General features: G+C 67.0%; 19 protein-coding genes. 9 read left to right on the top strand and 10 right to left on the bottom strand.

The annotated features are described in order from the left end of the window. Positions 1-41 precede the first annotated feature (41 nt). Positions 42-683 (top strand): TetR/AcrR family transcriptional regulator, encoded by a 642-nt coding sequence (locus tag ACJH71_RS21050; RefSeq protein WP_406759924.1) that lies wholly within the window; start codon positions 42-44, stop codon positions 681-683. 13 nt (positions 684-696) lie between these two features. On the opposite strand, the gene uvrA is transcribed toward ACJH71_RS21050, so the two are convergent. Further along, positions 697-3,603, bottom strand: a complete 2,907-nt coding sequence (uvrA, locus tag ACJH71_RS21045; RefSeq protein ID WP_406759923.1) for an excinuclease ABC subunit UvrA — start codon at positions 3,601-3,603, stop codon at positions 697-699. Between the two features lie 57 nt (positions 3,604-3,660). Between uvrA and ACJH71_RS21040 the strand changes: the two genes are divergently transcribed. Beyond that, positions 3,661-4,347, top strand: coding sequence for an MBL fold metallo-hydrolase (locus ACJH71_RS21040; RefSeq protein ID WP_406759922.1), 687 nt, complete (start codon positions 3,661-3,663; stop codon positions 4,345-4,347). Between the two features lie 9 nt (positions 4,348-4,356). Here ACJH71_RS21040 and ACJH71_RS21035 read toward each other — a convergent pair whose 3' ends face one another. Next, a complete protein-coding gene (locus ACJH71_RS21035) occupies positions 4,357-4,803 on the bottom strand; it encodes a universal stress protein (RefSeq protein WP_406759921.1) in 447 nt (148 codons plus the stop codon). A 235-nt stretch (positions 4,804-5,038) separates the two neighbouring features. Here ACJH71_RS21035 and ACJH71_RS21030 point away from each other — a divergent pair, with 235 nt between their 5' ends. Continuing rightward, complete coding sequence (locus ACJH71_RS21030; RefSeq protein WP_406759920.1) at positions 5,039-6,607, top strand: glycosyltransferase family 39 protein; 1,569 nt, start codon at positions 5,039-5,041, stop codon at positions 6,605-6,607. A gap of 8 nt (positions 6,608-6,615) precedes the next feature. Here the strand turns inward: ACJH71_RS21030 and ACJH71_RS21025 are convergent, their stop codons facing one another. Beyond that, a complete protein-coding gene (locus tag ACJH71_RS21025; protein ID WP_406759919.1) occupies positions 6,616-6,975 on the bottom strand; it encodes an Rv2640c family ArsR-like transcriptional regulator in 360 nt (119 codons plus the stop codon). 102 nt (positions 6,976-7,077) lie between these two features. On the opposite strand from ACJH71_RS21025, the gene ACJH71_RS21020 reads away from it, so the two are divergent. Then, entirely contained in the window at positions 7,078-7,473 is a 396-nt protein-coding gene (locus ACJH71_RS21020) for an ArsI/CadI family heavy metal resistance metalloenzyme (RefSeq protein WP_406759918.1), read from the top strand. Continuing rightward, complete coding sequence (arsB, locus tag ACJH71_RS21015; RefSeq protein WP_406759917.1) at positions 7,473-8,975, top strand: ACR3 family arsenite efflux transporter; 1,503 nt, start codon at positions 7,473-7,475, stop codon at positions 8,973-8,975. Before ACJH71_RS21020 ends, arsB begins: the two co-directional genes overlap by 1 nt. Here the strand turns inward: arsB and ACJH71_RS21010 are convergent. Together ACJH71_RS21010 and uvrB are read right to left on the bottom strand one after the other, a co-directional pair. Further along, positions 8,927-10,342: an MFS transporter gene (locus ACJH71_RS21010; RefSeq protein ID WP_406759957.1), complete on the bottom strand. Its 1,416-nt coding sequence runs from the start codon at positions 10,340-10,342 to the stop codon at positions 8,927-8,929. The genes arsB and ACJH71_RS21010 overlap by 49 nt on opposite strands. Before the next feature lie 83 nt (positions 10,343-10,425). Continuing rightward, positions 10,426-12,597: an excinuclease ABC subunit UvrB gene (gene uvrB / locus ACJH71_RS21005; RefSeq protein WP_406759916.1), complete on the bottom strand. Its 2,172-nt coding sequence runs from the start codon at positions 12,595-12,597 to the stop codon at positions 10,426-10,428. A gap of 46 nt (positions 12,598-12,643) precedes the next feature. On the opposite strand from uvrB, the gene ACJH71_RS21000 reads away from it, so the two are divergent. Beyond that, positions 12,644-13,183: a DUF402 domain-containing protein gene (locus ACJH71_RS21000; protein WP_406759915.1), complete on the top strand. Its 540-nt coding sequence runs from the start codon at positions 12,644-12,646 to the stop codon at positions 13,181-13,183. On the opposite strand, the gene ACJH71_RS20995 is transcribed toward ACJH71_RS21000, so the two are convergent. The 3 genes from ACJH71_RS20995 to ACJH71_RS20985 are packed head-to-tail and all read right to left on the bottom strand — an operon-like array spanning position 13,155 to position 17,116. Next, positions 13,155-16,070, bottom strand: a complete 2,916-nt coding sequence (locus tag ACJH71_RS20995) for an RND family transporter (RefSeq protein ID WP_406759914.1) — start codon at positions 16,068-16,070, stop codon at positions 13,155-13,157. The two genes, ACJH71_RS21000 and ACJH71_RS20995, sit on opposite strands and share 29 nt — an antisense overlap. After that, entirely contained in the window at positions 16,067-16,456 is a 390-nt protein-coding gene (locus tag ACJH71_RS20990) for an MmpS family transport accessory protein (RefSeq protein ID WP_406759956.1), read from the bottom strand. Before ACJH71_RS20990 ends, ACJH71_RS20995 begins: the two co-directional genes overlap by 4 nt. Before the next feature lie 60 nt (positions 16,457-16,516). Then, entirely contained in the window at positions 16,517-17,116 is a 600-nt protein-coding gene (locus ACJH71_RS20985; RefSeq protein ID WP_406759913.1) for a TetR family transcriptional regulator, read from the bottom strand. 130 nt (positions 17,117-17,246) lie between these two features. Between ACJH71_RS20985 and ACJH71_RS20980 the strand changes: the two genes are divergently transcribed. After that, on the top strand, positions 17,247-17,687 hold the full coding sequence (locus tag ACJH71_RS20980) for a hypothetical protein (protein WP_406759912.1): 441 nt from the start codon (positions 17,247-17,249) through the stop codon (positions 17,685-17,687). A 16-nt stretch (positions 17,688-17,703) separates the two neighbouring features. Here ACJH71_RS20980 and coaE read toward each other — a convergent pair whose 3' ends face one another. Next, the gene (gene coaE, locus ACJH71_RS20975) at positions 17,704-18,921 is read right to left on the bottom strand and encodes a dephospho-CoA kinase (RefSeq protein WP_406759911.1); all 1,218 of its coding nucleotides are present in this window, start codon (positions 18,919-18,921) and stop codon (positions 17,704-17,706) included. A 29-nt stretch (positions 18,922-18,950) separates the two neighbouring features. After that, positions 18,951-20,390 (bottom strand): 30S ribosomal protein S1, encoded by a 1,440-nt coding sequence (rpsA, locus tag ACJH71_RS20970; protein ID WP_046285750.1) that lies wholly within the window; start codon positions 20,388-20,390, stop codon positions 18,951-18,953. Positions 20,391-20,565: 175 nt separating this feature from the next. Between rpsA and ACJH71_RS20965 the strand changes: the two genes are divergently transcribed. Together ACJH71_RS20965 and ACJH71_RS20960 are read left to right on the top strand one after the other, a co-directional pair. Continuing rightward, positions 20,566-21,693 carry a PrsW family intramembrane metalloprotease gene (locus ACJH71_RS20965; protein ID WP_406759955.1) on the top strand — a complete coding sequence of 376 codons (1,128 nt, stop codon included), beginning with the start codon at positions 20,566-20,568 and terminating at the stop codon, positions 21,691-21,693. Positions 21,694-21,709: 16 nt separating this feature from the next. Further along, positions 21,710-22,675, top strand: coding sequence for an NAD(P)H-dependent flavin oxidoreductase (locus ACJH71_RS20960; protein ID WP_406759910.1), 966 nt, complete (start codon positions 21,710-21,712; stop codon positions 22,673-22,675). Positions 22,676-22,680: the final 5 nt, after the last annotated feature.

Raw genomic sequence — 22,680 nt, 5'->3', positions numbered from 1 at the left:
TGAACACTGGGCCAACGGTCGATCGAGAGCAGGGGGTGGCCATGGGAACGAACCGATCCACGCCACCGGTCGCCGACATGGCCGACGCACGCAGGGCCATGTATCACCAGCAGATCGTGGCCGCGGCCGAGTACGAGTTCAGTCGCACCGGCTTCGCCGACGCACGGGTGAGCGACATCGCCAAGACCGCCGGGGTGTCACTGGCGACGGTCTACAAGTACTTCGGCGGCAAGGACGAGATCTGGGACGCCCTCAACGCCGCGCGCATGCAGGAGTTCGTCGCCGCCGTGCGCGCACGCACCGACGAAATCGGCTCCCCGCTTGAGGCGATCCTGGTCGGAGCGCGTGCCGAGGTTGAATTCTTCGCAGCACACCCCCACTTTCTGCAGCTGCACATCAATGAGGGCCTGAGCTGGGCATCGGCCTCAACCGAATTGGGCCGAGGTGGTCAGCGGGCGGCGTGGCGAACGGGTATGGACATGATCACCCGAGCGGCCGAGATCGCGGCGGACGCTGGCCAGATCACCCACCTGCCTCCGCGAATCGCTGCGGCACTGGTCATCTCCGCCTTGCAGATTTGGCTCACCGACTGGGTCGCTGCGGGCAAGACGGAGCCGATAGCGGAGGTGGCCGACGCTGTCGTGCGGCACTTGCGAGTCACCCTCGGCGCCCCGCCGGCTTAGTCGAGCACGGGCCCTAGGCGCTGGCCTTGCGCCGCCGTTTGACGGCCTTGGCGGGTTTGGCTGGTGCGCCGAGGATTTCGGCAAGAAACTTGCCGGTGTAGCTCTCCGGCACGGCCACCACGTCCTCGGGTGTGCCGGTGGCCACCACCGTCCCGCCCCCGGCGCCGCCTTCGGGACCCATGTCGATGATCCAGTCCGCGGTCTTGATCACGTCCAGGTTGTGTTCGATGACGATCACCGTGTTGCCCTTGTCGACCAGACCGTTGATGACCACCAACAGTTTGGCGATGTCCTCGAAATGCAGTCCGGTAGTGGGCTCGTCGAGGATGTAGACCGTCCGACCGGTGGAACGCTTCTGCAGTTCCGAGGCCAGCTTCACCCGCTGCGCCTCTCCCCCGGACAGCGTCGGCGCGGGCTGGCCCAGCCGCACGTAGCCCAGCCCGACGTCGACCAGGGTGCGCAGGTAGCGGTGGATCGAGGAGATCGGCTCGAAGAACTCCGCCGCCTCCTCGATCGACATGTCCAGCACCTCGGCAATGGTCTTGCCCTTGTAGTGCACCTCCAGGGTCTCCCGGTTGTAGCGGGCCCCGTGGCAGACCTCGCAGGGCACATAGACGTCCGGCAGGAAGTTCATCTCGATCTTGATGGTGCCGTCGCCGGTGCACGCCTCGCAGCGGCCGCCCTTGACGTTGAACGAGAACCGGCCGGGCTGATAGCCGCGCACCTTGGCTTCGGTGGTGGCGGCGAACAGGGTGCGGATCTTGTCGAACACCCCGGTGTAGGTGGCCGGGTTGGACCGCGGCGTGCGCCCGATCGGTGACTGGTCGACCCGCACCAGCTTGTCCAGGTGATCGAGGCCGGTGATCCGGGTATGCCGGCCGGGGACCAGCCGGGCGCCGTTGAGCTTGTTGGCCAGCACCGTCGCCAGAATGTCGTTGACCAGGGTCGACTTGCCCGAGCCGGACACCCCGGTGACCGCGGTGAGCACGCCGAGCGGAAACGCCACGTCGACACCGGACAGGTTGTGCTCGCGCGCACCGACGACCCCGAGTTGACGCTTGGCATCCACCCGCCGGCGATTCTCGGGAACCGCAATGCTTTTCGCGCCGGACAGGTAGGCGCCGGTGATCGAGTCGGTGTTGGCGAGCAGGTCGCTGTAGGGACCGCTGTGCACGATCTTGCCGCCGTGCTCACCGGCCGCCGGGCCGATGTCGACGATCCAGTCGGCGTGCGCGATGGTGTCCAAGTCGTGCTCGACGACGATCAGGGTGTTGCCCAGATCGCGCAACCGCACCAGGGTTTCGATCAGCCGCCGGTTGTCGCGCTGATGCAGCCCGATCGACGGCTCATCGAGCACGTAGAGCACCCCGACCAGACCCGAGCCGATCTGGGTGGCCAGCCGAATGCGTTGCGCCTCACCACCGGAGAGCGTTCCAGCGGCCCGGGACAACGTCAGATACTCCAGGCCGACGTCGAGCAGAAAACTCAGCCGGGACTGGATCTCCTTGAGCACCTGCCCGGCGATGGCCTGCTCGCGCGGGCCCAGGGTCAGGGCGTTGAGGAAGTCCGCGCAGTCCGCGATCGACAGCTCACTGACCTGCGCAATGGACTTGCTGCCATAGTCGCCCGCGGCCATCGTCACCGCCAGGATCTCCGGCTTCAGCCGGGTGCCGGCACATTCCGGGCACGGCACGTCACGCATAAATCCGGCGTAGCGTTCCTTCATCTGCTCGGATTCGGTCTGCTCCATCTTGCGCTGCAGGAACGCCATCACACCTTCGAAATCGGTGTAGTACGAGCGCGTCCGGCCATACCGGTTGCGGTAGCGCACGTGCACCTGCTCGTCGGAGCCCTCCAGGATCGCCTTGCGGGCCTTGGCCGGCAGTTTGCGCCACGGGGTGTCGACGTCGAAGCCCATCGCCTCACCGAGGCTGGCCATCATCCGGGTGAAGTACTCACTGGTGGGGCCCATCGACCACGGCACCACCGCGCCCTCGGCCAGGGTGCGATCCGGGTCGGGCACCACCAGGTCGGCGTCGACCTCCTTGCGGATGCCCAGGCCCACGCACTCCGGGCAGGCCCCATAGGGCGAGTTGAACGAGAACGACCGCGGCTCCAGGTCGTCGACGGACAGGGCGTGTCCGTTGGGGCAGGCCAGCTTCTCGGAGAACCGCTGCTCGCGGTGCGGGTGATCGTCGTCCCGGTCGACGAACTCCAGCACCACGATGCCGTCGGCCAGCCCCAGCGCGGTCTCCACCGAATCGGTGAGCCGCTGCTTGGCCGACTCCTTGACCGTCAGGCGGTCGACGACCACCTCGATGTCGTGCTTCTCCTGCTTCTTGAGCTTGGGCGGATCGGTCAGCGAGTGCACCACGCCGTCCACCCGCACCCGGCTGTAGCCCTGGGTGTTGAGCTTCTCGAAGAGATCGGCGAACTCCCCCTTGCGGGTGCGCACCACCGGCGCCAGCACCTGGAACCGCAGGCCCTCGTCCATGGCCAGCACCTGGTCGACGATCTGCTGCGGGGTCTGGCAGGCGATCCGCTCGCCACAGACCGGGCAGTGTGGGGTCCCGGCGCGGGCGTAGAGCAGCCGCAGGTAGTCATAGACCTCGGTGATGGTGCCGACCGTCGAGCGCGGGTTGCGGTTGGTGGACTTCTGGTCGATGGACACCGCCGGCGACAGTCCCTCGATGAAGTCGACGTCGGGCTTGTCCATCTGGCCAAGGAACTGGCGGGCGTAGGCCGACAGGGATTCGACGTAGCGACGCTGGCCCTCGGCGAAGATGGTGTCGAAGGCCAGCGACGATTTACCCGATCCGGACAGCCCGGTGAACACGATCAGCGCGTCACGCGGCAGGTCCAGATCCACACTGCGCAGATTGTGTTCCCGCGCACCCTTGACGATCAGCCGGTCAGCCACGGGTCCATGCTAGGTGGCCCTACCGACAACCAGCTCAGGGCCAGTACCGTGGCGGGCATGACCTCCCAGATCGCGGTGGACGACAACTACACCGGACACGTCGAACCCGGAACCGCGGCGAGGCGCACCCTGCCCGGGGCCACCATCATCAAGACCTCGGTGGGCCCGATGGACAACAACGCCTACCTGGTGACCTGCACCAAGACCGGTCAGACGCTGCTGATCGACGCGGCCAACGACGCCGAGAACCTGGTGGCGCTGGTGCGCGAGCACGCCCCGGACGTAGCACTGATCGTCACCAGCCACCAGCACTTCGACCACTGGCAGGCGCTGAGCGCGCTGGCCGAGGCCACCGGGGCCCCGACGGCCGCGCACGCCCTGGACGCCGAGCCGCTGCCGGTCACCCCGGAGCGCATCCTGGCCGACGGCGACACCGTGACCGTCGGCGATCTGAGCTTCGACGTGATCCACCTGCAGGGCCATACCGAGGGATCGGTGGCGCTGGCCCTGGACGGCGCGGCCACCGGCGGCGTGACGCAACTGTTCACCGGCGATTGCCTGTTCCCAGGCGGCGTCGGAAAGACTTGGCAGCCCGGGGATTTCGAGCGTCTGCTGGGTGACGTCAGCCGCAAGGTGTTTGACCGTTTCGGTGACGACACCGTCGTCTATCCCGGGCACGGCGACGACACCGTTCTGGGGGTCGAGCGCCCGCACCTGGCGGAGTGGCGCGAACGGGGTTGGTGAACCCGCCGGCTAGCCGGTGGTGTGAACGATCAGCACGTCGATCTTGGAGCGCCGCGACACGTTGGCCGGAACCGAGCCGAGCAGCCGCCCGGCGATGGTGCTCAGGCCGACGTTGCCGACCACCAGCAGGTCGGCGTTGACCGACTCCGCCAGCTCCACCAGCGCGTCGACCGGAGCGCCCACGATGGCCTTCTCCTCGACCTCGTAGGCGCCGGCATTGATGGCCCGCTCCTTGGCCTCCTTGAGGATGGCGTAGATCGGGGCGTTGCCCGACGCCTTGTAGCCCTCGTCCTTCAGAGCGTCCGCCGCGCGGGGGTCGTCGGCGTGCGGCAGGTAGGCGGTGGCGATGACGACCTTCGCGCCTTCACCGGACGCCAGATGGGCCGCGCGGTCGACGGCGCGCAGCGACGAGTCCGAGCCGTCCGTACCGACCACCACGGTCTTGTAGCCGCTCATTCGTAACCCTCCCGGTGCATTTGTCGCCTGTTCGCAAATTGAGCCATGGCGACATTAACGCGTCGACGGCCCCGATGGGGGCGATTGGCGTCACATGTCATTTGCGGCGCGGCGCGCACAACCCTCTGACCGGCCAGGAAACCCCGCGTATCGGCCCTCGTGACGTAGCTGACATGCCGTGTCGAACGGTAGCGTGGAATGTCATCACCGTCACCGCGACCGACAGCGCACGCCGTTGAGCCAGGTTCTGAACCCGGCACCGGTGCGGATCGATGCGGGCCCGCCACCGTGTCCGCCACGCTCACTGCGCTCACCGGATGCGGCCGTAATCGCCGTCGCGGCAACGCTGATCAGCGTCATCGGCGCGAGCCGGCCGTCGCTGTGGTTCGACGAAGCGGCCACCATCTCGGCGGCGACGCACCGTTCGCTGCCGGAGCTGTGGCGGATGCTGACCCACATCGACGCGGTGCACGGGCTGTACTACCTGGTGATGCACGGCTGGTTCGCGCTCTTCCCCGCGACCGAGTTCTGGGCGCGGGTGCCGAGCAGTCTGGCGGTCGGAGCCGGCGCCGCCGGTGTGGTCGTACTGTCCCGCGGGTTCACCGGCCGGCCGGTATCGATGTGCGCCGGTGCGCTTTACGCGATATTGCCGCGGATGACATGGGCGGGCGTCGAGGCGCGCCCGTATGCGTTCTCCGCGATGGCCGCGGTCTGGCTCACCGTGCTGTGGGTGGCCGCGGCCCGGCGCAACACCGTGCGCCTGTGGGTGGGCTACGGCGTAGCGGTCGTGGCGGCGACGCTGCTGAACACCTTCACCGTCTTGTTGATCGCGGTCCACGCAGTGGCGCTGCGTGAGGTGGGCGGCGAGGGTTCGGCGAGACGGAGATGGGCTGCGGCGGCAGGTATCGCGCTGGCCACGCTGGCCCCGTTCCTGTGGTTCGGCCAGGGGCAGATCCGGCAGGTGGCCTGGATCCGGCCGCTGAATCCACGCACCGTCATCGAGATCGTCCAGCAGCAGTACTTCGACAACAGTGTGCCGTTCGCCATCCTGGCGTGGCTGGTGCTGGTCGGCGCCGTCGTCGCCGTTCGGAACGGCACCCGACAGGCTCCCGAGGCCGACACGCGTCGACTGGCGGTGCTGTGCGTGACCTGGATGGTGATCCCGACGGTGGCCACGCTGGCCTATTCGGTGCTGGTGAAACCTGTTTATTACCCGCGGTATTTGATCGGCACGGCTCCGGCGATGGCGATCGCGCTGGCGATCGCGGTCACCACGATCGCCGGCTCGCGCCGCGTCGTCATCGGCGTCGTCGCACTGCTGGCGATCGCGGCGGCGCCCAATTACGTTGCCAATCAACGCGATCGCTACACCAAAGAAAAGGGCTGGGACTACAGCGCGGTGGCCGACGTGATCGTCGCGCACGCCCAGCCGGGAGACTGCCTGCTGATCGACAACACCACCAGGTGGCTACCCGGCCCGATCCGGGCGCTGACCGCCGCGCGTCCCGAGGCGTTCGCGAAACTGACCGACCCCGGCCTGGGGCCGCATCGCCAAACCCTGGGGCGGCTGTGGGACGGCCACCTCGCGGTGTGGGCACTCAAAGACCAGTTCGACCGATGCCCGGCGATCTGGGCGATCACCGATCACGACCGCAGTCTGCCGGCCCACCAAGCGGCCGTCGCGCTGCCGGTGGGCGCCCGATTCGCCCGTACCCCCGACGGCCGGATGCTGCGCGCGCTGGGCTTCTACGTCGTGGAACGCTGGCAGTTCACCTTCGCCCAGGTGATCAAGGCCAGCCGCTGAACACCCCTCTAGGTACAGCAGTTGGGGTCCAGGGCCGCGCACAAAGCCTGTAAGGCATCCGGACGCACCCGGTGGAACATGTTCATCCCCCGCCGGTCCGACACCACGAAACCGGCCTTACGCAGCTGCGTCAGGTGGTGGCTGACGGTGGATTCACTCAAGCCCAAAACCGCGGCCAGGTCGCCGGACTTCTGCTCTCCGGCCGTCGAGCTGAACAGATACGACACGATCTTGACCCGAACCGGATCCGCTAACGCCTTGAGCCGCAACGCGATCTGCAAGGCGTCAGCGTCAGTCATGGGCCCCGCGGCGACCGGGGCGCAACACACCGGCGAGGTGGTGTCGATCACCGGCAGCGCTTTGGGCATGCATCCATCATGACACAGTTCATTGACATATATCGAAAAGGTGGGAATGCTGACCCCAGGATCACTAGTTCGACATATGTCTCACAACCGGAGGTGGTTGCCATGTCCCGCTTACAACTCGCACTCAACGTCGATGACCTCGATGCCGCGATCGCGTTCTACTCCCGGCTGTTCGATACCGAGCCGGCCAAGGTCAAGCCCGGCTACGCCAATTTCGCGATCGCCGACCCGCCGCTGAAGCTGGTCCTGCTGGAAAGCCCAGGTCACGGCGGGACGCTGAACCACCTCGGCGTCGAGGTGGCCTCGAGCGAGATCGTCCACCAGGAGATCGCCCGCCTGGGCGAAGCCGGCCTGTTGACGGAGACGGAAATGGGCACCACCTGCTGCTACGCCGTCCAGGACAAGGTCTGGGTGAGCGGCCCAGACCGCGAACGCTGGGAGGTCTACACCAAGATCGCCGATGCCGAGTCCGCCGCAACCCCGGCCTCGTGCTGCTGATGGGCGACCACGCAACCTCTACAAGACTGTCCACCCTGGACCGATTGCTGCCGGTCTGGATCGGACTGGCCATGGTCGCCGGCCTGGCCCTGGGGCGGATGATCCCAGGTCTGGGTGACAGCCTCAGCGCGGTGCAGGTCGACGGGATCTCGCTGCCGATCGCCGCCGGACTGCTGATCATGATGTATCCGGTGCTGGCCAAGGTCCGCTACGACCGGCTCGACGCCGTCACCTCCGATGCGCGGCTGCTGCTCAGCTCGCTGCTACTGAACTGGGTTGTCGGTCCGGCGGTGATGTTCGCCCTGGCCTGGCTGCTCCTCGCCGATCTGCCCGAATACCGCACCGGGCTCATCGTGGTCGGCCTGGCCCGCTGCATCGCCATGGTCATCATCTGGAACGACCTGGCCTGCGGTGACCGCGAAGCCGCCGCCGTCCTCGTCGCGCTCAACTCGGTCTTTCAGGTCGTCATGTTCGCGGTGCTGGGCTGGTTCTACCTTGCCGTGCTCCCCGGCTGGCTGGGACTGCCGCAGACCAGCATCGAGGTCTCGCCGTGGCAGATCGCCAGATCCGTGGCGATCTTCCTCGGCATACCGCTGGCGGCCGGATATCTGACCCGCCGTTTGGCCGAACGCGCCAAGGGCCGCAGCTGGTACGAGAGCCGGTTCTTACCGCGAATCGGGCCCTGGGCGCTGTACGGACTGCTCTTCACGATCGTCATCCTGTTCGCGCTGCAAGGCGATCAGATCACCCACCAGCCCCTCGACGTGGTCCGCATCGCGCTCCCGCTGCTGGCCTATTTCGCGATCATGTGGGGCGGCGGCTACGCCGTCGGGGCGGCGCTCGGCCTGGGTTATGCACGCACCACCACCTTGGCGTTCACCGCCGCCGGCAACAATTTCGAACTCGCCATCGCGGTGGCGATCGCCACCTGGGGCGCCGCCAGCGGGCAAGCCCTGGCCGGGGTGGTCGGGCCCCTCATCGAGGTCCCCGTCCTGGTCGGCCTGGTCTACGCCTCGCTGGCCCTGCGGAACCGTTTCGCCGCACCCACCAGACCCAGCGTGCTGTTCGTCTGCGTGCACAACGCCGGTCGCTCGCAAATGGCCGCCGCACTGCTGCGCCACCTCGCCGGTGACCGCATCGAGGTCCGTTCCGCCGGCACCGAACCCGCCGACCAGGTCAACCCCCGCGCCGTGGAAGCCCTGGCCGAAATCGGCATCGACCTCGGCGCCAGCACACCGCACGTCCTCACCCCCGGCGCCGTCGCATCCAGCGATGTCGTCATCACCATGGGCTGCGGCGACACCTGTCCCTATTTCCCGGGCGTGAGCTACCGCGACTGGAAACTCGATGATCCGGCCGGTCAACCCCTCGACACCGTCCGCGCCATCCGCGACGACATAGCCGCCCACGTCAACGGACTCATTGCCGAGCTCTTGCCGGGGGACCTACCGCCTCAGTCGGCGCCGCCGACGAGTGCACCGGCACCTCGGCTGGCCCGATAGGAGACCACGAATCCCAGGGCGGCGAGCACGGCGAAGATCGCGAACAGCCAGCGGGCCGCGGGCTGTCCGGCGCTCATCGCGGTGTTGACCACCAGGCCGGCAATGCCCGCGCCGAACGCCCCGCCGATCAGCGTGACGGTGTTGACGGCGGCGGCGGCGGTACCGCCCTCGGCGGGATCGTCGACGCAGCTCATCGCCCACGCCGACAGGTGCGGCCAGCCGGCGCCGACGCCGATGCCGACCACCAGCAGTGCCAGCGCCCAGATCGCGCCGACCGCGGTCGGGTTGTAGTGGCTCATCCGGGCGAACGCGACCACCGCCAGACCCGCCGACATCACCAGCGGCGCGGTGATCACCAGGGCGACGACCACCCGCACCTTGCTCACCGACGCGCTGGCGATCTCGCTGAACGTCCAACCGGTCGACAACGCTGCGCCCAGGAAGCCGGCCATCACCGGCGGCAGGTGAGCCAGCCGCTGCCCCAGCAGCGGGATGTACAGGTTGGCCTTCGTGGTGGCCATCAGCAGGCCCAAGGTCAGGTAGATCCACTTCTCCCGGCCCGGGTGGAACGCGCTGGACGGCAGCACCGCCGACGACGAGCGCCGGTCCACGACCAGGAAGACGGCCAGCAGGATCCCGCCGACCAGCAGCAGCCCCATCGCGCCGAGCAGGCTACGCGGCAACTGCGCGACGCTGACCGCCAGCGCGGCGCCGCCCAACAGCAACAGCGACCGCACCGGGAACTTCACCGGCTCGCCGCGGTGCCCGCTGCTCCCGGCCGGCAGCACCACGCTGACCGCCACGCCCATCGCCACGGTCAGTATCGCCATGAGGCCGAACGCCCACCGCCAGATTCCGAACTGGGCGAACAGGCCGCCGGCGGCCGGGCCGACCAGGGTGCCGACTCCCCACATGGCCGACACCAGCCCCGACGCCCGGGTCCACAGCCAGCTGGGCAGGACTGCGTTGATCAGCGCCCACCCCAGCCCGGCCAACAGGCCGCCGCCCATGCCCTGCAGGGTGCGGCCGATCAGCAGGACTTCCATCTGGGGCGCCAGCGCACAGAGCACCGTGCCCAGGCCGAACGACGCCAGTCCCATCAGGTAGGCCGAGCGGGACCCCACGCGGACCAGCACCGCGTTGGCCGCGGCCGCGGCCAGCACCGATCCGACCAGGTACAGGGTGGTCACCCAGGCGTAGAACCGCTCACCGCCGATGTCCTTGATGGTGTTGGGCAGCAGGCTGATCGTCAGGAACTCGTTCGTCGCGTACAACGCGACACCGCCGGCCAGCACGGCTGCGGTACCTAGATAGCGCCTACCGAGCAGCTCACGCCAGCTGCCAGCGCTAACAGCGGATTCATGCATCACCGCTTCAGTCAGTTCCACCACCGCTTGCAGTCAATCACGGATCACCATGACACGCGAAAATGGATCGCCTGGCTGGCGCGTCACTTGATGCCGGCCGCGTCCATACCCCGCAATTCCTTCTTGAGGTCGGCGATCTCGTCACGAATCCGGGCCGCCAGCTCAAACTGCAGATCACGCGCCGCGTTCATCATCTGCTCGGTGAGGTCCTTGACCAGGTCGGCCAGTTCGGCCCGGGGCATGTTGCTGGTGTCGCGGCCTTCGATGACCCCGGCGCTGACGGCGCGGCCGGGCTCGCCCTGAGCACGCCGCCCGCGCGAGGAGTTGCGGCCCGACCCGGCGACCTCGATGGATTCGGTGTCCTCCACCTCCCGGTACACCTGGTCGAGGATGTCGGCGATCTTCTTGCGCAGCGGCTGCGGGTCGATGCCGTTCGCCTCGTTGTAGGCGACCTGCTTGGCCCGGCGTCGCTCGGTTTCGTCGATGGCCTCCCGCATGGAGTCGGTGATCTTGTCGGCGTACATGTGCACTTCACCGGAGACGTTGCGGGCGGCGCGGCCGATGGTCTGGATCAGACTGCGGGTGGAACGCAGGAAGCCCTCCTTGTCGGCGTCGAGGATCGACACCAGCGACACCTCCGGCAGGTCCAGGCCCTCCCGCAGCAGGTTGATGCCGATCAGCACGTCGTAGTCGCCGAGCCGCAGTTGCCGCAGCAGCTCCACCCGGCGCAGCGTGTCGACCTCGGAGTGCAGGTAGCGCACCCGGATCCCCATCTCCAGCAGGTAGTCGGTGAGGTCTTCGGACATCTTCTTGGTCAGCGTGGTCACCAGCACCCGCTCGTCGGCCGCGGTGCGCTGGCGGATCTCGGCGATCAGGTCGTCGATCTGGCCCTTGGTGGGCTTGACCACGACCTTGGGGTCCACCAGGCCGGTCGGGCGGATCACCTGCTCGACGAACTCGCCGCCGGCCTGGCTGAGCTCATAGGGGCCCGGGGTGGCCGACATGTAGACCGTCTGACCGATCCGATCGGCGAACTCCTCCCAGGTCAACGGCCGGTTGTCGCATGCCGAGGGCAACCGGAAGCCGAACTCCACCAGATTGCGCTTGCGCGACATGTCGCCCTCGTACATGGCGCCGATCTGCGGCACCGTGACGTGCGACTCGTCGATGATGAGCAGGAAGTCCTCCGGGAAGTAGTCGATCAGCGTGGCCGGCGCCGTGCCGGCGCCCCGACCGTCGATGTGCCGCGAATAGTTCTCGATACCCGAGCAGAAGCCGACCTGGCGCATCATCTCGATGTCGTAGTTGGTACGCATCCGCAGCCGCTGGGCCTCCAGCAGTTTGCCGTGGTTCTCCAAGTCTTCGAGCCGGGCGGCCAGCTCCTCCTCGATGGTGGAGATGGCCTGCGACATCCGTTCCGGGCCGGCGACGTAGTGGGTGGCCGGGAAGATGCGCAGCGAGTCCACCTTGCGCACCACGTCCCCGGTGAGCGGGTGCAGGTAGTACAGCGCCTCGATCTCGTCGCCGAAGTACTCGATGCGGACCGCCAGCTCCTCGTAGGACGGGATGATCTCGACAGTGTCGCCCCGCACCCGGAACGAGCCGCGGGTGAACGCCATGTCATTGCGGGTGTACTGCACATCGACCAGCAGCCGCAGCAGGGCGTCGCGCGGCACCTCCGCGCCGACCTGCAGCTCGACGGAGCGGTCCAGGTAGGACTGCGGCGTGCCCAGGCCGTAGATGCAGGACACCGAGGCGACCACCACCACGTCACGCCGGGACAGCAGGCTGGAGGTCGCCGAGTGGCGCAGCCGCTCAACGTCGTCGTTGATCGAGCTGTCCTTCTCGATGTAGGTGTCGGTCTGCGCGATATAGGCTTCCGGCTGGTAGTAGTCGTAGTACGAGACGAAGTACTCGACGGCGTTGTGCGGCAACATCTCTCGCAGTTCGTTGGCCAGCTGCGCGGCCAGCGTCTTGTTAGGCGCCATCACCAGGGTGGGGCGCTGCAGCCGTTCGATCAGCCAGGCTGCGGTGGCCGATTTGCCGGTGCCGGTGGCGCCCAGCAGCACCACGTCCTTCTCCCCCGAGGTGATGCGGCGTTCCAGGTCGGCGATGGCGGCCGGCTGGTCACCGGCCGGCTGGTACTCGCTGACGACGTCGAACCGGCCGCCGGCACGGACGATGCCCTCGACGGCATCCCCGGCGGGCCGGTACTCCGAATGCGCGACGATAGGGTGTTCGGTTGCGAAGGCCACGGAAACCAGAGTAGGCCGGGCCTCCGACAGCGAGAGGCGGCCAGCGGTGCATCCACCCAAGGAAGAGATCTTCGACCTGCGCGGCTACACCAACACCGACCCCAAAGGGGTGGTACGCGCCGTCGACGTCTACTCGGTGCATCCGTGGGGTCTGTACCTGGCGCGCCCCACCCCGGGCCGGGCCCAGTTCCACTACCTGGAGTCCTGGCTGCTCCCGTCGCTGGGTCTGCGCGCGACCGTCTTCCACTTCAGCCCGGGCTATGAGCGCGACCAGGACTTTTACCTCGACGTCGGCGAGTACACCGCGGGACCGCAGCGCTGGCACTCCCGGGACCACTACCTGGATCTGGTGGTCCGCACCGCATCCGGCGTCGAGCTCTCCGACACCGACGAGCTGATGGCCGCCGTCACCGAGGGCCTGCTGAGTCAGCACGACGCCGAGCAGGCGGTGCTGCGTGCCGTGGCCGCCGTCGACGGCCTGGCCCGCAACGGCTACGACCTGCACCGGTGGCTGGCCGGCCAGGGCATGCCGGTGACCTGGCCGGTCAGCGATGGGCTTAGGGGGTCGCCACCGGGATCTCGGTAGTCACCGGGTCGTCGGCCGCGGGTTCGGCCCCGCCGTCGACCACGGCCGGCCGGTTGCGGGTGAGCGAAGAAGTGGGCAGCACCTTGATCGGCCACCAGAACCAGCGGCCCAGCAGCGCCGCGATCGACGGCGTCATGAACGCCCGGATGATGAAGGTGTCGAACAGCAGACCCAGGCAGATCGCGGTTCCGGACTGACCGATCGAGACCAGGTCACTGCTGATCATCGCCCCCATGGTGAACGCGAACACCAGCCCCGCCTGGGTGGCCACACTGCCCGAACCCCCGACGCCGCGGATGATCGCCGTATTCATCCCGGCGCCGAGTTCTTCCTTGAATCGGGACACCAGTAGCAGGTTGTAGTCCGATCCCACCGCCAACAGGATGATCACGGTGAACGGCAGCACGAACCAGTGCAGTTGCAGGCCGAGGATGTGCTGCCAGATCAGCACCGACAACCCGAACGACGAGCCCAGCGAGACCGCGATCGTTCCGACGATCACCGCGGCCGCCACGAGGCTGCGGGTCAGCACCAGCATGATGATCATGATCAGGCACAGCGACGCCATCACCGCGAGCATCATGTCGTATCGCAGGAACTCGCCGATGTCGTGATAGGTCGGCGCGGTTCCGCCGATGTAGACCCGGGCGCCCTGGAGCGGGGTGCCCTTGATCGCCGCCTTGGCCGCGGTCAGCTCCTCCTCGGTCTTGGACAGCGCCGCGTTGCCGGCCGGGTCGCCCTCGTGGGTGACGATGATCTGCGCGGACTTACCGTCCGGCGAGACCATCAACTTGAGGCCCTTCTGGAAGTCGGCGTTGTCGAAGGCCTCCGGCGGCAGATAGAAGAAGTCGTCGTTCTTCGCGGCGTCGAAGGCCTGCCCCATGACGGTCGCGGTGTCGGTCATCCGCGCCATCTGGTTGATCATCCCGTTGAAGGTGCTGTACATCGTCAGCATCGTTTCGCGGATGTCCTTGGAAATGGCGATCATCGGCGGCAGCTGCGCCACCATCTGCGGCATCAGGGTGTCCATGTGCTCCAGGTCGCCCAGCATCGCCGTCATCTTGTCGCTGAGGTTGTCGACCCCGTCGAGCCCATCGAAGATCGACCGCAACGACCAGCACATCGGGATGCCAGAGCAGTGCGGCTCCCAGTAGAAGTAGTTGCGCATCGGACGCCAGAAGTCGTCGAAATCAGCCATGTGGTCCCGCATTTCATCGGTGACCTGCTTCATCTCGGTGGTGTGGCCCACCATGTCGTGGGTGACTCCGGCCTGCTCCGACATCAGGGCGTGCATGCGCTCCATGATCTCGATCATCGAACCGAGCTGGTCGGTCATGTGCAGCATGTCGGCCATCCGGCCCTTGAGGTAGTCCAGGTTCTCGGTGATGGGCACCGACTGCATGCTGAGCTGGAACGGCACCGAGCTGTGGTCGATCGGCGCTCCCAGCGGCCGAGTGATGCTCTGTACCTTGTCGATTCCGTCCAGGCGGAAGATGTTCTTGGCGATCCGATCCAGCACCAGCATGTTGCCCGGCGTCCGCAGATCCTGATCGGTCTCGACGAGCACGATGTCGGGGTTCATCCGGGCCTTGGAGAAGTGCCGATACGACGCCTCGTAGCCCTGGATCGACGGCAGGCTTTTGGGGATGTAGTACTGGTCGTTGTAGTTCACCGAGTACGACGGCAGCACGCCGATGCCGATCAGGGCGACGATCATGGTCACCACGAAGATCGGCCCGGGCCACCGCACGATCGCGGTACCGATCCGGCGCCAGCCCCGCGCCGAGAGTTTCCGCTTGGACTCCAGCAGGCCGAATCGAGTGCCCAGCAGCAGCACCGCGGGGGTGATCGTCATGGCCGCGGCGACCACGACCAGCATGCCCACCGCGCACGGCACACCCATGGACGCGAAGTACGGCAGCCGGGTGAACTTCAGGCAGAACGTGGCGCCGGCGATGGTCAGACCCGAACCCAGCACCACGTGCGAAACACTGTGGTACGTAGTGAAATACGCCGTGATGCGGTCTTGTCCCGCCGCCCTGGCCTCCTGATAGCGACCGATGAAGAAGATCGCGTAGTCGGTACCGGCGGCGATCGCCAGCGAGGTCAGCAGGCTCACCGCGAACGTGGACAGCCCCATGATCTCGAAGTGGCCCAGAACGGCCACGATCCCGCGCGCCGCGCCCAGTTCGACGAAGACGGTGAACAAGATCAGCAGCACCGTCGCGATCGAGCGGTAGATCAGCAGCAGCATGACCGTGATCACCACGAAGGTGATCGCCGTCATCTTGAGCATGCTCTCGTCGCCGGCGTCGTTCATGTCCATGGTCAGTGCGGCCTGACCGGTCACGTAGACATGCAGCCCGGGCGGCGGCGCGCTGCCGTCGACGATGTCGCGCACCGACTGCACCGATTCCTTGCCGGTGGTGGTGCCCTGGTCGCCGACCAGGTTCAGCTGCACGTAGGCGGCCTTGTCGTCCATGCTCTGTGCGCCACCGGCGGTGATCCGGTCACCCCAGAAGTCCTGCACGTACTCGACGTGCTCGGTGTCGGCCCGCAGCTTCTCCACCAAGCCGTGGTAGTAGGTGCGCGCCTGATCGCCGAGCGGCTCGTCGCCCTCCAGCAGGACCATCACCATGCTGTCGGAGTCGAACTGCTCAAAGTTCGCGCCCTGCTTCTTGATCGCCATGTAGGACTGGGCGTCCTTGGCGGCCAACGACACCGAGTGCGCTTTGCCGACCTCTTCGAGCTGCGGCACAACGACGTTGACGACGACGGTCAGCGCCAGCCACGCCACCACGACCAGCAGCGGGACGCGGTGAATGAACCGCGCGACCCGGGAATGGGTGGTCTGGGCGTTTTCGGCTTTGGTAGTCACGTCGCTCATGCGGATTTCACCAGGCAGAAGACTTGTGCGTTATGGGTGTCGACGGTCTGCTCGTCGCGAACCTCGCCGTTGACGGTGATGCGGCAGCCGATCGAGCTGCTGTCGCCCTGGGCGACCACGTTGGCGAAGATGGACGTCAGCTTGGTCGAGATGGTGAACGACCACGGCAGGTTCGTGAAATCGGCACGCTGCGGCTGCGAGTTCTCGTCGAGGTAGTTCACCTGGCCGGCCGTCCCCTCGGGTCCGAACACTTCGTAGATGACGTCTTTGGGAATGACGGGTCTGGATTCGTCGATGAAGGCGGTCGACGCGGGTTTGGGCGCCATCACCGCGTGGATGCGAAACCCCGCAAACCCTGCCAGCGTCGCCACCAGCACCACGACCATAGGAATCCAGGCACGCTTCACGAAGTCAAAAATGTTCTTACCCTCTCGCTTTCGCGGTTCTTAGCGGCACTGCAGGGGTTCGAGCAGGCTCACACAGCGCCGGACTTCGTCCGACAGCGAACCGGCACCCGGATCCCGCGACCAGCGCTGGATGCCGGTGTTCGCCGTCGCCATCACCGCGCTGGCGATGACCTCGACGCGCCGATCGTCGCTGGGCAGCCGCAGCCGCTGGGCGATCAGCTCGGCCAGTTGCGTTTCCAGCTCGGCCAGTTCGGCGGTGTGTAGCCGGAGCAACTCCGGGATCTCGCAGATCATCCGCAGCAGCGTCGTGAGGCCGACCGAATTCTCGGTATGGACCTCGATGTGGTTGATGACCAGTTCGACCACGTCGGCCATCAGACGATCTGCGCCCGGCCCACCCCGCACCACGGCACTGAGCTCCGGGTCGAACGGCGGGAACGGCAGCACCACCGACGTTTCCTTGTTGGGGAAATAGTTGAAGAAGGTGCGCACACAGACGCCGGCCCGCTCGCTGATCATCGGCACCGTCACCGCGTCGTAGCCCTGCTCGGCGATCAATTCGACCGCCGCACGATGGATGGCCGCTTCGGTTTCGCGCCGCCGGCGTTCTCTCAGCGAGCTGACCTGCGGCGCATCCACTCGCAAATCATTGCACACAATGCAAACTTTGCGCGCCATGCAATTTTTGTGATTCCGGTCGCTCGGGGGCGCCGACTGTGACGCGTGCTATGCCGGGGCCTTCGGCGTGACCGCGCTAAACTCCGCTGATATGAACGCCAAACTGCGAATCGGTGTCGCCGTTGCCACCACCGCAGCCGTGCTCGGGTGCGGTCAGCTGATCCCGGCGCCGGCGGGGGCCGATGACAACGACAACACCACCGAGCTGCACAACGTGACCTACATCGCGAAGGTCGACGCCTGGTCCAGCGGCAACGTGGTCACCTTCATGCGCAACGACTACGAGACCTCCAGCGCGGACCTCGACGCATTCGGCACCCCGTTCGAGGCGAACACCGTGATGACCGACCCCAGCAAGGCCGGCATGGTGATCCGGCTGCGCTTCCCGACCACCGCGACCGTGCATTGCGAGATCAAGGTCGACGACGTCACCACGGTCAAGAGCGAGCGCTTCATCAACACCTGGGGCAACACCAACGACCCCCACACCGGCGCGATGCTGTGCGGCGCGCTGATCAGCAGCATGGCCTGATCGGGCTTTAACGCCTCTAAGGACGCCACCCGGTGTCGTCGGCCCAGGCCCACGCGCGGCGGTAGGCGGTGTCGAACCAGGGTTCCTTGACGTCGGCGTAGGCGTCGATGCCACCGTCGACGCCCGCGCGTTCGGCGTCGCGTTTGACCGCCAGGTACTCGGCCCGAGCCTCGGCGTCCGCGGACAACCAGGCCGGAAACAGTAGGGCGAACTGCTGATTGGGCCGGCCCTGGACCCGGATGTGCACGTTGGTGGCTCGCCCCGGGTCGGCGGACGCGTGAAACCGCTTCTGCCACAACGCCGGGTCATCGGTGTGATCGAATTCGGCGACGGTGCTGCGGGCATCGGGCTTGCCGCTGTCGGCGGTGATCGCCTCTTTGCGCGGATACCCGGCGCTCAACAGGGACTCGGCGAGTTCGTCGGCCATCGCCAAGGATTCGACCGTGACCTGCACGTCGATAACGTCTTTGGCGTCCAGGCCGGCCACCGCGGTGGACCCGATGTGATCAACGCGGATCGCCCGGTGACCACAGCTGGTGCGCAGCCGGGCCAGAATGCGCTGCGCCTGATCGGGCCAGGTCGGATCCGCCGGCATCAGCTGCGTCGGGGACGGCACTGTTTGGCCGGTGGCGAGGTTGTGCGCGAATGGCAGGATCCGCTGATGCCACAGCTCGAGCGCCTGCTTCGCCAACTCCTCCGGGTCACCGGAATTGTCCAGCCAGACGTCGGCGACATCGCGGCGCTGCGGCTCGGTGGCCTGCGCGGCGATCCGGGCCCGCGCATCGGCTTCCGACATGCCGCGGTACTCGGTCAGCCGAGTCACTCGAGTCTCGACGTCCGCGTGCACCACGATCACCAACGGGAACAGTGGCGCCATCTGGGATTCGACCAGTAGCGGGATGTCCTCGATGACCACCGCATCCTCGCCCGCTGCCTCGATCAGCTCGGAGCGGCGGTGCGCCACCAGCGGATGCACGATGCCGTTGAGGGTGGCCCGCTTGTCGTCGTCACTGAACGCGATCGCGGCCAGCGCCGGACGGTCCAAAGCTCCGTCTGGAAGCAGGATGCCCGGCCCGAAGGCCTCGACCAATTTGGCGAGGCCTTCGGTACCGGGCTCCACTACTTCACGGGCGATGACGTCACCGTCGACGATGACGCCACCGTGGCGGTTGAAGGTAGCCGACACCGTCGACTTACCGGCGCCGATACCGCCGGTCAGACCGATACGCAGCATCTGCGCCTCTTCAACTCGCTGGGCGCGAATTACGCGCTGTTACCGGCGAGCTTCTCACGCAGTGCGGCGAGCTGCTCGTCGCTGGCCAGCGAGCCACCGGCCGGAGCCTCGTCGCGGTGCGAACCGTTGGCACCCGAGCGCGGCTCGGCGTGCTCGGCAGCGGCGAACTTCTCCATCTGCGCGGTGTGCATCTTGTGACGACGCTCGGCCTCGGCGTAACGGGCCTCCCACTCGGTGCGCTGCTTGTCGAAACCTTCGATCCACTCGTTGGTCTCGGCGTCGAAGCCCTCGGGGAAGATGTAGTTGCCCTGCTCGTCGTAGCTGTCGGCCATGCCGTACTTCGAGGGGTCGAACTCCTCGGTGTAGTCCTCGTTGGCCTGCTTGAGGCTCAGCGAGATCCGGCGGCGGTCCAGGTCGATGTCGATGACCTTGACCATGGCGTCGTCGCCGACCGCAACCACCTGGTCCGGGACCTCGACGTGGTGCTCAGCCAGCTCGGAGATGTGCACCAGGCCCTCGATGCCCTCCTCGACGCGAACGAACGCACCGAACGGCACCAGCTTGGTGACCTTGCCCGGCACGATCTGACCGATCGCGTGGGTGCGGGCGAAGTGGCGCCACGGGTCTTCCTGGGTGGCCTTGAGCGACAGCGAAACCCGCTCGCGGTCCATGTCGACGTCGAGCACCTCGACGGTGACCTCGTCGCCCACCTGAACGACCTCGGACGGGTGGTCGATGTGCTTCCAGGACAGCTCGGAGACGTGCACCAGGCCGTCCACGCCGCCCAGGTCGACGAAGGCGCCGAAGTTGACGATCGAGGACACGACACCCTTGCGGACGGCGCCCTTCTGCAGCTGGTTGAGGAACTCGCTGCGCACCTCGGACTGGGTCTGCTCCAGCCAGGCGCGGCGCGACAGCACCACGTTGTTGCGGTTCTTGTCCAGCTCGATGATCTTGGCTTCGATCTCCTTGCCGATGTACGGCTGCAGGTCACGAACCCGGCGCATCTCCACCAGCGATGCCGGCAGGAAGCCGCGCAGACCGATGTCGAGGATCAGGCCGCCCTTGACGACCTCGATGACGGTGCCCTTGACGGCCTCGTCCTTCTCCTTGAGCTCTTCGATCGTGCCCCAGGCGCGCTCGTACTGGGCGCGCTTCTTGGACAGGATCAGACGACCCTCTTTGTCCTCTTTGGTCAGGACCAGGGCCTCGACCTCATCGCCGACGGACACCACCTCGTGGGGGTCGACGTCGTGCTTGATGGACAGTTCGCGGGAGGGGATGACCCCTTCGGTCTTGTAACCGATGTCGAGCAGGACCTCGTCCCGGTCAACCTTGACGATCGTCCCCTCGACGATGTCGCCATCGTTGAAGTACTTGATCGTTTTGTCGATGGCGGCGAGAAAATCCTCGGCCGAGCCGATGTCGTTGACGGCTACTTGCGGCGAGGTGACGGTGGGACTTGGCATGTGTTGGGTTGCTCCGGACATTTTGACGTAGTAGGGACTCAGGTGTTGTCACGCATGCTGGGCACGCGGTGGCCCGCGATCTTGGTCTAGGCCTAGTCGAGGACTACCTGTTGAGGCTACTCGACGCGTTGCACGCTGGACAAACCGGTGGCTACGCTCCCTCGCTATGCCACAGATGCGGAACCGGCGAAAAGTCGGAGCGCCGCTCATCGTCATTGTCCTGCTCGCCATCCTCACGGCGTTCTTGTTGCTGCTGTTCACTGCGGCCAACCCCGGCGGGACACTGACCGCGCTGGTACTGGCGAGCATGTCGATGCTGGTGGTGCTGCTGTGCTACCGGTGGCTGGACCGCTGGGAGCCTGAGCCGCGCCGGCTGTTGCAACTGGCGTTCCTGTGGGGCGCGTCGGTGGCCGTGGTGCTGGCGGTGGGCCTGGAGACGTTCGGCTCATCGGTGGCCACCGTGCGGCCGCTGGTGTCGAAGACCTTCGATATGGCGGCCATCCAGGCGCCGTTCATCGAGGAGGCCGCGAAGGGGCTGTTCCTGCTGGTCATGCTGACCGGGCGCCGGCGGCTGGCGCTGAACTCGCTGACCGACTGCATGGTCTACGCGGGCGTCGTTGCGGTGGGTTTCGCCTGGATGGAAGACATCGTCTACATCGCGCCGGCCGAGTCACCGGCCAAGATGGCCGCGGTGGCCATCGCCCGGCTGATCTTCGGCCCGTTCGCCCACCCGCTGTTCACCACGATGACCGGGATCGGGGTGTTCTTCGCGCTGCGCCGCCACGGGTTCTGGTCGAAGGCCGTCGTGATCCTGATCGGCTACCTGGCCGCGGTGGCGATGCACGCCTCGTGGAACGCCTCGCTGGCGATGGGCGGCGGGCAGCTCTTCCTGATCACGTACGTGTTCTGGCTGGTTCCGGTGTTCCTGCTGATGGTGCTGCTGGGCATGTTGAGCCGCCGACACGAACAGCAACTGGTCGCGAGCAAGCTGCCCGGCATGGTGGCCGGGGGCCTGATCAGCGCCAACGAGGCGACCTGGCTGGGGTCGATCCGCAGTCGCAAGCTGGCGATCCGCGAGGCCACCCGCATCGGTGGCCGACCCGCGGGCAAGGCGGTCAAGAAGTTCGCCGTCCAAGTGGTCCGGCTGGCCTTCATCAGGGACCGCATCGACCGCGGCTTCGGCGACCCCGAGGTGTTCGCGGTGCAGCAGGAGGACGCCTACGGGGTGGTGGCCGCCCGAACGGCCGCACCGGTGCTCTACACCATGGCCGGGTATCACTCCCCCCTGCCAGTGCGGCGCTGATCCCAGGGGCATCGCGATGTCGCTGCGCAACCGCCTCACCGAATTCCTGGGTATCGACCACCCGATCGTGCTGGCGCCCATGGCGCAGGCATCCGGTGGCCGGCTCGCCGCGGCAGTCACCCGTGCCGGAGGACTCGGCCTGCTCGGCGGGGGCTACGGCGACCCCGACTGGGTGCGGCGCGAGTTCGATGGCGCCGGCGACACACGCGTCGGGTGCGGCTTCATCACCTGGAGCCTGACCCGCGCGCCGGAGGCTCTCTCCGTCGCCCTCAACCGGAGCCCGGCGGCGATCATGCTGTCCTTCGGTGACCCAGAGCCCTTCGCCGGAGACATCCGCGACGCGGGCGTTCCGCTGATCTGCCAGGTGCAGACCCTGGAGCAGGCGCATGCCGCGCTGCGGGCGGGAGCGAAAATCATCGTGGCCCAGGGCGCCGAGGCCGGCGGCCACGGCATGTCCACCCGCTCGACTCTGACGTTTGTCCCGGCCGTCGTCGACCTCGTGGCCGAGCACTCGCCGGAAACGTTCGTACTGGCCGCCGGCGGTATCGCCGACGGCCGCGGGGTGGCCGCGGCGCTGGCCCTCGGCGCCGACGGAGTCTTGGTTGGCACTCGATTCTGGGCCTGCAGCGAGGCACTCGTGTCGCCCGGCGCGCACGAGCGCGCCATCCGAGCCAGCGGCGAAGACACCATCCGCACCCGCGTCTACGACGTTGTGCGACAACTCGTTTGGCCCGCCCACTATGACGAGCGGGCGCTGGTCAACGCGTTCCTGCAGAGCTGGCACGGCGACGACAGCCGCTTGCTGGCCAACCTGCCCGAAGCCATCGCCGCCTTCCAGGCGGGGCTCGACGCGGCGGACTTCGACATTGCGCACATCCTCATCGGCGAGGCCGTCGGCCTCATCCACGACGTTCTGCCGGCGGGTGCCATCGTGACGCAGATGGTGCACGACGCCACCCGAATTCTGAACCGCGGCTCCTGACCGCC

Source organism: Mycobacterium sp. SMC-15 (genome assembly GCF_045310925.1).
Taxonomy (GTDB): Bacteria; Actinomycetota; Actinomycetes; order Mycobacteriales; family Mycobacteriaceae; genus Mycobacterium.
The sequence above is the reverse complement of the archived record's forward strand: the minus strand, read 5'-3'. Positions and strand labels throughout refer to the sequence as shown.